Below are 14724 nucleotides of genomic sequence, written 5' to 3' on the forward strand. Positions count from 1 at the left end.
CTCCTACCTTAGAGACTATGAGTAGCGAGGTCCTGGGCGGGGGAGTGATGATTGCGGTCGCGGCTGCCCTGTGGGTGACCTACCTCATGCCGACCTGGGCGCGCCGACGCCAGTACCTCACCACCGAGCGCAACGCCGTTCGCTTGCAGCAGACCTTGCGCATTCTGGCGGAAACGTCGGAGGTGCCCCAGCAGGTGCGGCTCGAAGCGAACGCCCGAACCGTCCTGAACCAACGCAAGCTGCTGGCCCAGGCCGAAGACGATGCCCGAGCCGAGGCGAAGGCGGTGACGGATGCCGCCGCGTCCGCCCGGCGCTCCGCCGCGGCCCTGGCCGCCATAAATCGTGCCGCTGCCGCCCGAGAGGTCGCTGCCCAGGCTTCCGCCGTGCGTGCCGGCGCCGCCGGTGCCGCGGTTGTGGCCGGCTCGCCGGGTCGCGCTCGCGCTCTGCGTCTGCGCCGGGTGCGAGCGTTGACCTCCCTGATCCTGCTCGGGGGCATCCTTTTCTTCGTCTCCGGGGTTGTCGCGGTCGCAGCGGGCGGAGCCTGGACCGCAGTCCTCGGCGGCCTGGCCACGGTCGCGCTCGCTGTCGGGGCGCTGTCGCGCCTCGCCCGCACATCTCGCCGCGCCCACCAGCACGCCGCCGCCGCGAATGGCTCAGAGGTCAGCTCCCCCTCCGCCCGCGTCGGGCAGGCCTTCGAGTCCGTGCACCTCGAGGAGACGCCGGTCGTCGCCCCGAGCTGGACGCCGCTGCCGCTGCCTCGGCCGATGCACCTGTCGCGCGGATCCGTCGCCCAGGCGGCGATGGCATCCGTGGATGCCGCCGCCGAGCTGCGGAAGGTAGCCGCAGAGGCTGAACTCGCCCGCCGGGCCGCGGCCCTCGAGGTGGCCGTCACCCCGCTCACGCGTGCGGTGCCCGGTCGCGAGAACGCTCCGGTCGTGCCCGCAGCGAGCCGGTTCGCGTCGATGGGCGTCGTCGGAGACACCGCCCCCGGCATGAGCGACCTCGACGACGTGCTGCGCCGTCGCCGCGCCGTCGGCTGACCGAACCCGGGCGGATTCGGGCTCTAGCGGGCGGTTCGGCGAAACTCGGTCGCCGCGCGTGATATTCTGCATAAGCGGTTGGGGGCTATGGCGCAGTTGGTAGCGCGTCTCGTTCGCAATGAGAAGGTCAGGAGTTCGAATCTCCTTAGCTCCACCGAGATAGTGATAATCGTCAGTCGCAGGCCCCTGGGAAACCGGGGGCCTTCTTCTTTGTCACGGTCTTTCTGTCTTCGTCTTTCTGTTCTCGTCTTCAGGCCGACGAGCCATTCCGTCGCCAAACGCGGACGTTTCGGTTCATGCGGCGTGTTGCGCCGGGGTGAACGGCGTGTCGCAAAAATCTCCGAAATGAAAGTTTCTGATCCAGGCCGAGTTCACGTGCCGACCTGCACCGGCCTCAGCCGCCGAGCGCCGATCGGCCGACGAACGTCTCCATGGTGAGCACGGTCGTGCCCTCCACGTCGGTTGTCGACAGCGCCACGCGCACAGCACCGAGCTCGGTCAGGGAGGAAACGTGGGTGCCGCCGCAGGGGATGCGCACGTCGTGTACCGGCAGCTCACAGACCCAGTACCGGCGGTCGGTCAGCAGTGGGCCGTCCCGGTCGATGCGCACGCTTGCGTCCGTAGCCACCCACCCGGCGAGAGCGGTGTTCAGCATCGATTCGATCTCGGCCAGTTGGTCGGCCAGTTCCTCGGTGACGAAGCCCTTGCGGCGCAGGGATTTGCCGAGCCGGTAGGCGTCCACGGATCCGTTCTCGCCGATGAGGGACACGTCGATCGCGGTGCCGTCGAAGTCGGGGCTGCCGAGGGCGTCGGTGCGCACGTCCTTCTTCCACCGGTTTGCGAGAGCCAGGTTGAGGGCGAGGGAGGCGAGGTGGCACGCGGTGTGGCCCGCGGACATTCGCCGCCGGTAGCCGGTGTCGACGACGGCGTCGACCGGCTGCCCCTCGACCAGCGCGGCATGGGGCTGCACGATGTGAGCCACGACGAACGCCCAGCCGGGTGTTCCCTTCGGCACCGGGATGTCCCGGCCGAGGTGCAGCGCCGACCCGTCCGTTGCTCCGACGACGCAGTCCAGCACCGGCAGCTCGATTCCCTGGGCGCGCAGCACGGCCCGGTCGGGACCCTGGTCGGGCCAGCCTGCGTCGACCGGGTGCACGGGGGTGGTGTCGAGGAGCACGGCAAGCAGTCCGGTCGGAAGCGGCTCGACGTGCAGCACCGTCGCGGTGCCCTCGGTCTGCCCGGCCGGGTAGCCCACTTGGGTGTCCATAACGGGAAGGGTCATCGGCAGGTCCTTTCGGACTATAAAAGGGTGTTGCCGCGGCTAGCGCGGCAACACCCTGAGTTTATTCGTGGAGCAGGCGCTAGGCCTTGCGGGCCTTCTCGGTCGTCTCGTTCGCCTTCGCGTGCTTGTCGGCACGCTTTTCTTTCAAGGACTTGCCGGCAACCTTTTTGGATGCGTCCTTCTTGGGTGATTTGTCAGCCATGTGTACTCCTTCGAACCGAGCCCCAGCGGCACCGTGACTTCGACCCTACGCGGGTTGCCGCGAAACGGCACCTTCCCGCTCGCACCGGCACCCGGCCCTGTGCAACTTGCGCGCCCGGCCGTAGGCTGAGACCGACGCGCCCCGCCAGGGAGGCAGACGTCTCCACCCGGAGAAAGGGATCCAAATATGAGCGACATGACCACCTACGAGGCCATTTTCTACGGACCCAACGTGATCGCCGCCGGCACGCCCCGGAAACTCGAGTACGTGAACGGCGAGTATCAGCAGGAGGTCGTGCTTGAGGAGACGGAAGACGGCTCAACCGTGCGCCGCCGTTTCCGGATCGGCCACGAAACAGAGGAACCGATCCCTTACCGCTTCGTTGAGGAGGAGATCGAAGACCTGCAGGGCGAAGCGGATATTCCCAACTAGCCGGAACCGCTTGATTCGTCCACCGGGTCAGATCCGGGTGCCGGGGCCGCGGCCAAGCCGAATGGGCAAAGCCATCAGCGGCCCCACGAAGCGGCGCTGTAGCCTGCGCGCCGGACCCCAGACGAACTGCACCACGTACTGGGCGAGGATGGCGCCCGCCGCCAGCGCGGCGGCCACGGCACCGGCGGTCAGCATGCTGAGTAGGCCGTCGATGTTGCCGTCGGACAGCTGCAGCAGGCCGCGGAACAGGATCAGCCCCGGAACGAGGGGGACGAGCGCGGAAACGACGATCACCAGCGGGGGAGTGCGCACGATCCGGGCCGCGATCGCGGCCAGCAGACCGACACCCATGGCGCTGAGAGCAGACGACCAGACCAGGCCGAAGCCGGCGCTCGCCCCACCCAGATAGAGCAGCTCTGCGACGGCGCCGAGCAGGCAGACCACCCAGAACGCCCGCCACGGCACCTGCACGGCGAGGCCGAAACCGGCGACGATGACCATGGCGGCGGCGAGCATCACGGGCACGTCGGCCAGGGTCGGCGTGAGGTTGGCATCGACGCGCAACTGGAACCCGAAGCGGGCCACCAGTAGTGACGCCCCGGCCACGCCGGTGACCAGGCCGCCCGTGATCAACAGGGCCTCCATCATCCGTGCCGTGCCGGTCAGGTAGAAGCCCGACAGTGTGTCGTGGACCGCGCCGAAGGTGGTGACGCCGGCCAGGAGCATGATGATGGTCGCGATGACGACCAGGGACGGATTCGCGGAGGTGTCGATGAGTGCGACGATCGCGGCGACAAGCGGCCCGATCGCCCCGCCCACCACGTTTTGGTAGAACACGGGAACCTGCCGGCGGTCGAGCGAGGTCGTGATCAGGTCGATGAAGAAGGTGGCGACGAAGGCGGCGACGCAGACGACCAGCCCGCCGCCGATGAGCACGGCGGCCCCGGCTCCGACGAGGCTCCAGCCCAGCCGGCGGTACAGGGCCGGTACCTGCGGCTTGGCGCTGACGATGGTGGCCAGGCGTTTGCGGGCATCGGCGACGTCCGGCGGCGAGTCGAGGATCTCGGCGATCAGCTCGGAGGTGGCTGCGAGCTTGCTGTAGTTGAGCGAGCGGTACTTGACGTTGCGGCTCCGGGTGATGGACTCGTGCGTGGCCGGGTCCTCGTGGGTGAGCGCGATGATCGTGTGCGTGACGTTGGCCTCGGTTCCCCTCAGCCCGTAGGCGCGGGTGATGGCCTCCATGGCGGCCGTGGCGTCTTCGGCTCCGGCACCGGCCGCGAAGATGACCTCCGCGAGCCGCATGGTGAGGTCGAGGACCGAGCGGGTGTAGGCGGCGCTGTCGAAGACGTTGATCGCGCGGGTGACATCAGACATCGAGCGGACCCAGCCAGGCGGCAGCCACGGTGGCGTGCGCCGATTCGGCGTCGGACGGGTGGAAGAGCCCGGCCAGAACGTCGCGGTACAGTCGCCCGAGCTCGTTCCCGGCGAAGTACGACGAGCCGCCGCTGACCCGCAGCGCCTGGTCGACGACCAGGCGCGCGGTCTCGGTGGCGCGATACTTCAGGCCCGACAGGAGCGGGAACCACTGCGGGCCGTGGTCGGCCTGAGTGGCGAGATCGTGGGCGAGGGCGTCGAGCTGGGGGTACAGGCCATCCATCATCATCGCGGCCTCCGCGACGCGCCAACGGATGTCCGGGTCCTGCGCCAGGGTTCGGCCGTCGTGCTTGAGCGACGTGCGCCGCTTCGCCGCCAGCACGGCCAGCTCGACCGCGCGCCGGCCGATGCCGGTGTACACGGCCGCCAGCAGGATCTCGAAATTGGCGAAGATCGCGAAGATCAGCGGGTCAGGGTTCGGCCCGGGATCCAGCCGCCGGAAGACCTGCTCCGGGCGGGCGGATGCGCCGGTGAGCACGGTGCTGCGGCTCTGGCTGGCCCGCATGCCCAGGGTGTCCCAGTCATCCTGCTGACTGACGCCCGGGTCGCCCCGGTCGATGAACGCCCAGACGATTTTCGGGCCGTCAACGGAGTCCCGGTCGATGCCCATGGTGCCGAGCCGGGTCCACGCCGGGGAGAGCGTGGTGAAAATCTTGGTGCCGGTGAACCGGTAGCCGCCGTCTGGCTGCGGGGCGGCCGTCGTGATCGAATCGGAGAGCACGAGGTCGTTGCCCGGCTCGCTCACGCCGAAGCCGAAGATCTCGCCTGCGGCGGCGCCGTGCAGCACGCAAGCGAGGCTGTCGTCGCCGCGCTGATGCAGGGTGAGAGCCACGCCCGTCCAGACGAGGTGCATGTTGACGGCGAGGGCCGTGGCCGGGGCGTGGGCGGCGAGCCGGATCTGGTCGTCGGCGACCTGCTGCACGCTGCGCCCGAGGCCACCATGGGAGACGGGCACGAGCGAGCGGAGGTAACCGGAGGCGATCAGGTCGGCGAGATCGTCGGCGGGGAACGTATTGTCCCGGTCATGCGTCGCGGCACGAGAACGGATACGTTCGAGAAGCTCGTCACCGAGCGGGGAGAGTTCGGCGGTCGTGTACACCAAATAAGTTTACGCAGGCGTGCGCCGCTTGCGTGCCAACCGGATCACCAGGTAGACGATTGCTGCGACCAGTCCGAGAGCGAGCAGCCAGGGCAGCGCGAAGCCGATGGCCACGATCGCGGTACCGAGAGCTGTCAGGAGGGCGTTCCAGCCGGCCGCGATGGCATCCCAGAAGTCGTCCGGGGTGCCGGGATCCACTGTGCCGGTCGAGTACAGGTCGAGCGTGATGGTCGAGAAATCGACCTGGTCGGACAGGTAGTCCCGCTGCGCCTGCAACCCCTCGAGCTCGCTCTGCCGCTCGGCCAGCGCGTTCTCGACGGCGATCAGGTCGGTCGTGTTCGTGGCGCTCGTCATCAGGGCAAGTAACCGGTCGACCGAGGTTTGCAGCGAGGTGATCCGGGCATCGAGGTCCTGGGTCTGCTGAGTGATGTCCGACGCGTTGAGCGACACGAAGTTGACGGTGCCGAGCTGCTTCAGCTCCGCCAGCGTGCGGTCGAGCTCATCCGAGGGGATGCGCAGGGTGAGGTTCGCGCTCGCCGGCTGGTTGCCGGTGGCGGGGTTCTCGGTGCGGCTGTCGATCCGACCACCGGCCTGCTCGGTGATGGTGACGGCATCCTGCACGGATGCGATCGGGTCCTTCACGGTGATCGACACCATCCCTGTGGTGATCACGTCGCGCTGGCTGGAGGCGATTTCGCCCGTGCTGCCGTCCGGGAAGGTGCGCGAGTCGAGAGACTCGCCTGGGGCGCCGGGTTCGGCGCCGGGTGTGACGGTCCCCGGATTGACGACGCCCGGTTCGGCGAGGCCCGGGGACGTGGCGGAGCCGCCGGAGTCGGTGGAAACGCCGGGCACGGAGCATCCGGCCAGCAGCAGTGTACTGAGGAGTACCGCGGCGATCGCGGGTAAACGCTTCATGGCCCCACTGTACGACCGCTGTCGCCGGCTCTGGATCACAATCGAGTCTCGGCATGCGGCGCGCGCGTCGCGTGCATGCGCCGCCTACACCGGTCGCCGAATGGATCGGGAACGCCGTTCACGGCGATACTGGAACCATGACCTGGTGGGCGACCCTCTGCGAACGGTTCGGCTGGTCACGCCCGCCGCTGCTGCATATCGCGATCGATGAGGGAACCGGTCCGGTCGTGATCCTCGTGCACGGCATCGCCTCCTCCTCGGAAACGTTCCGGGAACTGGTGCCACTGCTTGTGCCCAGGCACCGGGTCATCGCCGTCGACATCCTGGGTTTCGGCGAATCGCCGATCCCCGAGGGGTGCGAGTACCGGCTCGAGGACCACGTCGAGGCCTTGGCCACCACGATCCGGTCGCTGAAGCTCCGCGAGCCGTTCATCCTGGTGGGCCACTCCCTCGGCAGCCTGATCGCGGCGCGGATGACGGCGATGCCCCGCACCCGCGCGTCCCGTCGAACCCAGGTGTCCCGGGTGGTGCTCGTGGGGCCGCCGGTCTACCTGTCGCCGACCGACATCGGTGACCGTTGGGTGCGGGCCCGGGTGAACGCCTACCTGCGCGCCTACGACTTCCTGCGGCTGAACAAGGAGTTCACTCTCGCGAACGCGGCCATCATCGCACGACTGCTGCCGAAGGGCATCTTCGAGCTGACGGAGCGCAACTGGACCCCGTTCGTGAAATCGCTGGAGCACTGCATCGAATCGCAGACCGTGGTCAGCGACATCGCGGCCGTGCAGGTGCCGGTCGACGTGGTCTACGGTGTGCTGGACGCCTTCATCGCGACCGGCTCCATGACGGTGATCGAACGGATGCGCCACGTCACCATGCACCGCGTCGAAGCGAACGACCATCTCATCCGTCCGCGGCTCGCCCGGGCACTGGCCCGGGTCATCGACGCGGACGACAATGTCGGGGCTGGGGCCTTGTCCGGGGATGCTGCCCCGTCGGTCGCTGCTTCCGCTATAGCTTCCGTGGCTAGGCTGGAGAAATGGACACACGAACCCTCGGAAAAACCGGCCGAACCGTCTCCGTGATCGGGCTGGGCACTTGGCAGCTGGGAGCGGACTGGGGTGACGTGTCGGAGGCCGACGCGACCGCGGTGCTCGCGGCATCCGTCGACGCCGGCGTCACCTTCTTCGACACCGCCGACGTCTACGGCGACGGCCGCAGCGAGCAGATCATCGGTCGATTCCTGGCCGGCAGCGCCGCCGCCGGCATCACCGTGGCCACCAAGATGGGCCGACGGGTCGACCAGCTGGCCGAGAACTATACGCTCGCCAACTTCCGGGCCTGGACCGACCGGTCCCGCACGAACCTCGGCATGGACACCCTGCACCTCGTGCAGCTGCACTGCCCGCCGAGCGACGTGATCGAATCCGACGAGGTCTACGACGCGCTCGACACACTCGTCGCCGAGGGCGCCATCGCCGGCTACGGGGTGAGCGTCGAGACCTGCGACCAGGCTCTCGCAGCCATCCAACGGCCCGGCCTGGCCAGCGTGCAGATCATCTTGAATGCGTTCAGGCTGAAGCCGCTCGAGGCCGTCGTGCCGGCCGCGCGCGCCGCCGGTGTGGGCATCATCGCCCGCGTTCCGTTGGCGAGCGGCCTGCTGACCGGAAAATACACCCGGGAGACAACCTTCGCTGCGAACGACCACCGCAACTACAACCGCGACGGCAGCGCCTTCGACGTCGGCGAGACCTTCTCCGGTGTGGACTATGAGACCGGTCTGGCAGCCGCCGCGGAGTTCGCGGCGCTCGTGGGTTCCCTGACCGAGGAGCTCACGCCCGCGCAGGCCGCGCTGGCCTGGGTCGCCCAGATTGACGGCATCAGCTCGGTCATCCCCGGGGCCCGATCGGTGCAGCAGGCTCGCGGCAACGCCGCTGCCGGTTCGGTCGCCCCGCTCAGCGTCGGGTTCAACGAGGGCGTGCAGGATATCTACGACCGGATGCTGCGCGACCAGATCCACCGCCGCTGGTAGCACCTGTCCGGTCGGGAGTGCCCGTTCCGCGGGTCGCTCTCGACCGGAACGGGGACTCTCGCGCGGACCTGTGGAGGCGGCATTGTCGCAAGGCACTGCGGCTCCGGCGAACCAATTCGACGGAGATTTTTGGGTTGAAGCCGGTTTTCGTGTCGTTTGGGCGGGATTCAGCCAAAATCTCCGTCGAATTCGTCAGAGGCGCGGGAGAGGGGCGCGGGAGAGGGGCGCGGGAGAGGGACGCAGGGCCCTGAGCGCGACCCGCGGGCACCGCTCCGGGTCGAGCTGAGATTCAGTCCAGGTCGTCGGGATCTTTGCCGGTGCGCTGGCCGTCGTCGATGGCGGCGATCGCGGCATGGTCGCCGGCGGTGAGTGTGAAGTCGAAGACGTCGAAGTTTTCCCGGATGCGCACCGGTGTCACCGACTTCGGAATCACCACATTGCCCAGCTCGAGGTGCCAGCGGATGACCACCTGTGCGGCCGTCTTGCCGTGCCGGGCGCCGATGGCGTCGAGGGTCTCGTTGCCGATCGCGCGGCCGCGGGCCAACGGCGACCAGGCCTCGGTGAGGATGCCGTGGGCCGCGTCGTACTCGCGCACGGTGGACTGCTGCAGCCACGGGTGCAGCTCCACCTGGTTGATGACCGGAACGACATCCGTTTCGGCCAGCAGGCGGTCCAGGTGGTGCGGCTGGAAATTGGACACCCCGATCGACCGGGCGCGGCCAGAGGCGCGCAGCGTCTCGAGGGCGCGCCAGGTGTCGACGAAGCGGTTCTGGCGGGGTGCGGGCCAGTGGATCAGATAGAGGTCGACGTAGTCGAAGCCGAGTTTGCCGAGGCTCACGTCGAAGGCGCGCAGGGTCGTGTCGTAGCCGTGCTGGTCGTTCCAGACCTTCGTGGTGACGAACACGTCCTCACGGGGCAGGCCGGAGCGGGCGGCGCCCTGGCCGACGCCGGTCTCGTTGTCGTAGAGCGCCGCGGTGTCGATGTGGCGGTAACCGGCCTCCAGGGCGACCTGCACAGCGTCGGCCGCCGCGGCATCCGCGATCTTGTACACGCCGAGCCCGAGCTGGGGGATACCGTGTCCGTCATGCAGGGGAAGTACCGGTGAAAGCGTCATCCTCCCATCTAACCTCGTCCTCCTGCGCCGAGGCGTGAAACGACACGATTGAGGGGTGCGCGCGACGCTCAACCCCGCGATGGTGACGGTTCACCGCGCGATGAGCGATGGCGGCTAGGAGACCTGCACCTGGATCGGTGCGGTGTCGGGGAGCGGGCTCGCATCGCGGCCGCGGAGGTCGGGGTGCCAACGCCGGCCGAGCGCGGGGATGATCGTGCCGAGGCCCGCGAAGCCGGCCGCGACCGCGATGGCCGCCGTGGCGCCGCTCTGGTCGATCATGAAACCGGCGATGGCGGAACCCAGGGCGGCGCCCATCAGCTGGCCGGTGCCCACCCAGCCGTAGGCCTCCGCGGTGTCACTGAACTTGACGCTCGCGGACACGATGCCGAAGAGGACGGCGAAGGCCGGCGCGATTCCGATTCCCGCCAGCAGCAGGGTGGCTGCCAGCCACCAGAAGCTGAGCCCAAGGGTGGCGAGACCGAGGCCGACGGTGACGATGAGCATCCGTGCGGCCAACGCCCAAGGGCCGATCGGGGCGTGGCCGAGGGCGAGCCCGCCGATCAGCGAGCCGAGAGCGAAGATGCCGAGCACCCAGCCCGAGTCCGCGCTGCCGTGCCCGAACGCGGCCACCACACCCGCCTCGACGGAGGCGCAGGCGGCTACCAGCATGAAGCCGACGATGGTGCTGAGCATGACCGCCGGGCGTTTGAGAACGACGCCGAGTTTGCGGCGGCTACGGGGGATGCGCACCCGGCCGACCTCGGGCAGCACCAGAAACCAGACGCCGCCGCCGATGAGGAAGATGGCGGCGAGCAGGATGCCGGCGACCGGGCTGACCTGGATGGCCACGAACGTGGCAATTACCGGGCCCAGCACCCAGATGATCTCCTGGGCCGACGCGTCGAGCGAGAACAGCGGCGTGAGCTGGCGGGAGTTGACGATCTTCGGGTAAATGGTGCGCACGGCCGGCTGAATCGGCGGTGTGGACAACCCGGCGATGAGCCCCACGGCCATCAGAACGTAAATGGGCATGCTGACCAGAGCCATTGTCACGATGGAGGTCGCGCAGACGACGAGGGTGGCCGTGATCACCGGACGCATGCCCCAGCGGCCCATCAGGCGGCTGGTGAGTGGCCCGGCGACGGCCTGGCCGATGCTCATGGCGCCCAGCACGAGGCCGGCGGCGCCGTAGGAGTCGAAGACCTGCTCGATGTGGATCAGGAACGCGAGCGACAGCATCCCGAAGGGGAACCGAGCGGTCAGCTGTGCCGCGATGACGCGAGCAACGCCCGGAGTCTTCAGAAGGGTCCAATAGCTGCTCACTTACTCAAGTCTACGTCCGCCGAGGTAGCGTGAGCGCGTGCGAATACTGATCACGGCCGACGAATTGGCAGCCATGCTCGAGTGCCGAAGCGACGTTCGGGTGCTGGACGTGCGCTGGAAGCTGGGTGGCCCGCCCGGGCCGGACGAATACCGGGCCGGCCACATCCCCGGCGCCGTGTACGTCGACCTGGAGACCGAGTTGGCCCGGCCCGGCGAACCGGCCGACGGGCGGCATCCGTTGCCCACCCGTGCGACCCTGCAGGCAGCCGCGCGCCGCTGGGGGCTTCGTGACGGCGACACGGTCGTGGTCTACGACGACCTGGGCGGGATGACGGCAGCCCGTGCCTGGTGGCTGCTGCGTCACGCCGGGGTGCGCGACGTGCTGCTTCTCGACGGGTCGCTCGCCGCCTGGCGCACTGCCGGCCTGCCGCTCGCGGCCGGCGGACTGGCCGCAACAGAGCTGAGCGCGGAAACGGTCCGTCCGGGCACGATCACCCTCTCCGACGGGGTGCTGCCTGTGCTCGACACGGATGCCGCCGCCGCGCTCGCGCAGACCGGCGCGCTCCTCGACGCCCGCGCTGCGGAGCGCTACCGCGGTGACACGGAGCCGGTCGATCCTCGTGCCGGCCACATCCCCGGCGCGATCAGCGCGCCCACGGCCGACAACCTCACCCTCGACGGGCGTTTCCTCCCGGCCGCCGAACTGCGCGCCCGGTTCGAGGCGCTCGGAGTCACGGCGGGCGGCACGGTGGGCGTCTACTGCGGCTCCGGCGTCACCGCCGCGCACGAGGCGGCCGCTCTGGCCATCGCCGGGTTCTCACCGGCGCTCTACCCCGGCTCGTGGTCGCAATGGTCCAACCTGCCGGGCCGCCCGGTCGCGACGGGCGACCCGCGGGCGCGAAATCCGCGCGAAACACGCTTCCGGTCATACTGAGACACGGGGAAGCCTGTCCACGCTCAGTAGGGCTGGCCCAAAACGTTATCTGCGCACGGAATCCGCGTGAGCGTGCTGTTATATGCTCGCTTTTGTCGAATTCCGTTAACGGACCTCAAAGACGAACCAGACACATCCGACAACCACGAAAAAGGTTACGCAATGCGCGCTCAATACCTGCTCCCGGCTCTCGCCGCCGTCACGGCACTCCTGCTCACCGGCTGCGTGGACAACTCCACGGACACCACGGGCGGAGCGACGGCCGACTCCTCCGCCAGCGAGATCGCCGTGGACGACGCCGCCGCCGCGATGCTTCCCTCCGAGGTCGCCGACTCCGGCACGCTCGTCATCGGGACCGACCCGACCTACGCTCCCAACGAGTTCAAGAACGAAGCCGGTGAGCCGATCGGCTGGGGCATCGAGATCGCTGAGGCCGTCGCAGCCAAGCTCGGCTTGGAGCCGGAATTCCAGGTCGCGAAATTCGACAACATCATTCCGAGCGTGACCGGCGGCAAGGCCGATATCGGCGTGTCCTCCTTCACCGACAACGTCGAGCGGGAGAAGCAGGTCGACTTCGTCAACTATTTCGTCGCCGGTATCCAGTGGGCTTCGGCCGTCGGCAACGACGTCGACCCGGACAACGCCTGCGGGCTGAAGGTCGCCGTGCAGGCCACCACATATGAGGACACCGACGAAGTGCCGGCCAAGAGTGACGCCTGCGTCGCGGCCGGCAAGCCGGCGATCGACAAGCTGAAGTACGACACCCAGGACCAGGCCACCAACGCGGTCGTGCTGGGCCAGGCCGACGCGCTCAGCGCCGACTCGCCCGTCACTCTCTACGCGATCGCCCAGACCGAGGGCAAGCTGCAGCCGGCCGGAGAGACCTTCGACGTGGCGCCCTATGGCATCGTGGTCGCCAAGGACTCCGAGCTGACCAAGGCCGTGCAGGCTGCGCTGCAGTCCATGGTCGACGACGGCACCTACGGTGACATCCTCGACGAGTGGGGCGTCGCGGATGGTGCGATCGAGACGATCACGATCAACGCCGCGTCGAACGGATAACGTATGAGCACCACGACTCCACCGAAAGCGGGCGGGGCAACCCGCCCGCCCGCGGAACCGGCCCCATCGGTGCCGATCAAGGCCATCAAGCTGCGGCATCCGTGGAGGATGGTGTTCGCCATTCTGCTCGTGGTGGTCTTCGTCTCCATCGTCGTCGACGCCGCGCTCCGGCCGGCCTACGACTGGCCCGCCGTCGGCAAGTACCTCTTCGACCGCCGCATCTCGCAGGCGGCCGTCGTGACCCTGCAGCTGACCGTGTACTCCATGGTCATCGCGATCGTCCTCGGGGTGATCCTGGCCGTCATGCGGCTCTCGCCCAACCCCGTGGTGAAGAGCCTGGCCTGGTTCTACCTGTGGATCTTCCGTGGCACCCCGGTCTACGTGCAGCTGACGATCTGGGGTCTGATCTCGCTGATCTACTCGAGCATCGACATCGGCATCCCGTTCATGGACCCGTGGGTGTCCTTCTCGACCAACGCGGCACTGAGCACGTTCACCATCGCCATCATCGGGCTGGCCCTGAACGAAGCGGCCTACATGGCTGAAATCGTGCGCGCCGGCCTCCTGGCCGTGGACAGCGGCCAGGAGGAGGCTGCGACGGCGCTCGGAATGAGCTGGTCGCAGACCATGACGCGGGTGATCCTGCCGCAATCGATGCGCGTGATCATCCCGCCGACGGGCAACGAGGTCATTTCGATGCTGAAGACCACGTCGCTCGTCACCGCCGTGCCGTTCAGCTTCGAGCTGTTCACCCGGTCGCGGGATATTTCCGCGGAGACGTTCAACCCGATCCCGCTTTTGATCGTGGCCTCGATCTGGTATCTGTTCTTCACGTCCATCCTGATGGTCGGCCAGTACTTCCTCGAAAAGCGGTTCGCCCGCGGCGTGGGCGACCGGCAGCCGGATCGCAAGGATGCCGTCGGCACCGGAACGGGAACCCTCACCGGGGTCGTCCCCGTCATCGGTTCCGGGCAGCCGTCGGTGATCGCACCGCCGCGCGAGAACGATCCACCAGCCAACCCCGGAGGCGTGAAATGACCGACGTGAACACGCAGGCCGGGGCATCCGTCACGATTCCCCCCATGGTTCTGGCCGAGCAGGTATCGAAGAGCTTCGGCTCGAACGAGGTGCTCAAGAGCATCTCCCTCGAGGTGAAGCGTGGCGAGGTGATGTGCCTGGTCGGGCCCAGTGGGTCGGGCAAGTCCACGTTCCTGCGCTGCATCAACCACCTCGAGGTGCTCTCCGCCGGTCGGCTCAGCGTCGACGGCGAGCTGATCGGCTACCGGGAGACCAACGGCAAGCTCTACGAGATGGCGCCCAAGGAAGCGTCCCGTCAGCGACGGGACATTGGCATGGTGTTCCAGCGGTTCAACCTGTTTCCGCACATGACGGCGCTACAGAATGTGATGGAGGCGCCGATCCGGGTGAAGGGGCTGCCGAAGGCCCAGGTGGAGCGGAGCGCTCTCGATCTGCTGGCCAGGGTGGGTCTGGCCGAACGCGCCGACTACTACCCGGCGCACCTGTCGGGTGGGCAGCAGCAGCGGGTGGCGATCGCCCGCGCACTCGCGATGGAACCCAAGCTCATGCTCTTCGACGAGCCGACCAGCGCGCTCGACCCTGAGCTCGTGGGCGAGGTGCTCGACGTGATGAAGGGTCTGGCCAAATCGGGCATGACCATGATCGTGGTCACCCACGAGATGGGCTTCGCCAAGGAGGTCGCCGACTCGCTCGTCTTCATGGACGGCGGTGTGGTCGTCGAAGCGGGCGACCCGGACGAGATCCTGACGAACCCGCAGCACCGCCGCACGCAGGCGTTTCTGTCGAAGGTGCTCTAGAAACGGTGCTCTAGGAATGT

General features: G+C 68.2%; 15 protein-coding genes and 1 tRNA gene. 9 read left to right on the forward strand and 7 right to left on the reverse strand.

Annotated elements, in window-relative coordinates:
- Positions 1-17 precede the first annotated feature (17 nt).
- Both E3O22_RS12530 and E3O22_RS12535 read left to right on the forward strand, forming a co-directional pair.
- A complete protein-coding gene (locus E3O22_RS12530; protein ID WP_134394964.1) occupies positions 18-1040 on the forward strand; it encodes a hypothetical protein in 1023 nt (340 codons plus the stop codon).
- Between the two features lie 81 nt (positions 1041-1121).
- Positions 1122-1194: transfer RNA gene (locus E3O22_RS12535), tRNA-Ala, on the forward strand.
- A gap of 240 nt (positions 1195-1434) precedes the next feature.
- On the opposite strand, the gene E3O22_RS12540 is transcribed toward E3O22_RS12535, so the two are convergent.
- Positions 1435-2322, reverse strand: coding sequence for a metal-dependent hydrolase (locus tag E3O22_RS12540; RefSeq protein ID WP_134394963.1), 888 nt, complete (start codon positions 2320-2322; stop codon positions 1435-1437).
- 79 nt (positions 2323-2401) lie between these two features.
- Positions 2402-2524 carry a hypothetical protein gene (locus tag E3O22_RS16575; RefSeq protein ID WP_255408599.1) on the reverse strand — a complete coding sequence of 41 codons (123 nt, stop codon included), beginning with the start codon at positions 2522-2524 and terminating at the stop codon, positions 2402-2404.
- Positions 2525-2710: 186 nt separating this feature from the next.
- Here E3O22_RS16575 and E3O22_RS12545 point away from each other — a divergent pair, with 186 nt between their 5' ends.
- The gene (locus E3O22_RS12545) at positions 2711-2956 is read left to right on the forward strand and encodes a hypothetical protein (RefSeq protein ID WP_134394962.1); all 246 of its coding nucleotides are present in this window, start codon (positions 2711-2713) and stop codon (positions 2954-2956) included.
- Between the two features lie 27 nt (positions 2957-2983).
- Here the strand turns inward: E3O22_RS12545 and E3O22_RS12550 are convergent, their stop codons facing one another.
- From E3O22_RS12550 to E3O22_RS12560, 3 genes are read right to left on the reverse strand one after another with little or no spacing between them, the layout of a single operon-like run.
- Entirely contained in the window at positions 2984-4330 is a 1347-nt protein-coding gene (locus E3O22_RS12550) for a threonine/serine exporter ThrE family protein (protein ID WP_134394961.1), read from the reverse strand.
- Positions 4323-5489 (reverse strand): acyl-CoA dehydrogenase family protein, encoded by a 1167-nt coding sequence (locus tag E3O22_RS12555; protein WP_241973372.1) that lies wholly within the window; start codon positions 5487-5489, stop codon positions 4323-4325. Before E3O22_RS12555 ends, E3O22_RS12550 begins: the two co-directional genes overlap by 8 nt.
- Before the next feature lie 9 nt (positions 5490-5498).
- The gene (locus E3O22_RS12560) at positions 5499-6404 is read right to left on the reverse strand and encodes a DUF4349 domain-containing protein (RefSeq protein WP_134394959.1); all 906 of its coding nucleotides are present in this window, start codon (positions 6402-6404) and stop codon (positions 5499-5501) included.
- Between the two features lie 137 nt (positions 6405-6541).
- Here E3O22_RS12560 and E3O22_RS12565 point away from each other — a divergent pair, with 137 nt between their 5' ends.
- Positions 6542-7489 carry an alpha/beta fold hydrolase gene (locus E3O22_RS12565; protein ID WP_134394958.1) on the forward strand — a complete coding sequence of 316 codons (948 nt, stop codon included), beginning with the start codon at positions 6542-6544 and terminating at the stop codon, positions 7487-7489.
- The gene (locus E3O22_RS12570; protein WP_134394957.1) at positions 7444-8436 is read left to right on the forward strand and encodes an aldo/keto reductase; all 993 of its coding nucleotides are present in this window, start codon (positions 7444-7446) and stop codon (positions 8434-8436) included. Before E3O22_RS12565 ends, E3O22_RS12570 begins: the two co-directional genes overlap by 46 nt.
- A 289-nt stretch (positions 8437-8725) precedes the next feature.
- Here the strand turns inward: E3O22_RS12570 and E3O22_RS12575 are convergent, their stop codons facing one another.
- A complete protein-coding gene (locus tag E3O22_RS12575) occupies positions 8726-9550 on the reverse strand; it encodes an aldo/keto reductase (protein ID WP_134394956.1) in 825 nt (274 codons plus the stop codon).
- 114 nt (positions 9551-9664) lie between these two features.
- Positions 9665-10873: an MFS transporter gene (locus E3O22_RS12580; protein ID WP_134394955.1), complete on the reverse strand. Its 1209-nt coding sequence runs from the start codon at positions 10871-10873 to the stop codon at positions 9665-9667.
- A gap of 37 nt (positions 10874-10910) precedes the next feature.
- Here E3O22_RS12580 and E3O22_RS12585 point away from each other — a divergent pair, with 37 nt between their 5' ends.
- The 4 genes from E3O22_RS12585 to E3O22_RS12600 all read left to right on the forward strand — a co-directional run bounded on the left by E3O22_RS12585 (position 10911) and on the right by E3O22_RS12600 (position 14704).
- A complete protein-coding gene (locus E3O22_RS12585; protein WP_134394954.1) occupies positions 10911-11807 on the forward strand; it encodes a sulfurtransferase in 897 nt (298 codons plus the stop codon).
- A gap of 162 nt (positions 11808-11969) precedes the next feature.
- Complete coding sequence (locus E3O22_RS12590; RefSeq protein ID WP_134397106.1) at positions 11970-12869, forward strand: ABC transporter substrate-binding protein; 900 nt, start codon at positions 11970-11972, stop codon at positions 12867-12869.
- 3 nt (positions 12870-12872) lie between these two features.
- Complete coding sequence (locus E3O22_RS12595) at positions 12873-13907, forward strand: amino acid ABC transporter permease (RefSeq protein ID WP_134397107.1); 1035 nt, start codon at positions 12873-12875, stop codon at positions 13905-13907.
- Positions 13904-14704: an amino acid ABC transporter ATP-binding protein gene (locus E3O22_RS12600; protein WP_370448410.1), complete on the forward strand. Its 801-nt coding sequence runs from the start codon at positions 13904-13906 to the stop codon at positions 14702-14704. The genes E3O22_RS12595 and E3O22_RS12600 overlap by 4 nt, the downstream gene beginning before the upstream one ends.
- Positions 14705-14724 lie beyond the last annotated feature (20 nt).

The organism is Cryobacterium sp. TMT2-18-2, assembly GCF_004402245.1.
In the GTDB taxonomy this organism is placed as follows: domain Bacteria; phylum Actinomycetota; class Actinomycetes; order Actinomycetales; family Microbacteriaceae; genus Cryobacterium; species Cryobacterium sandaracinum.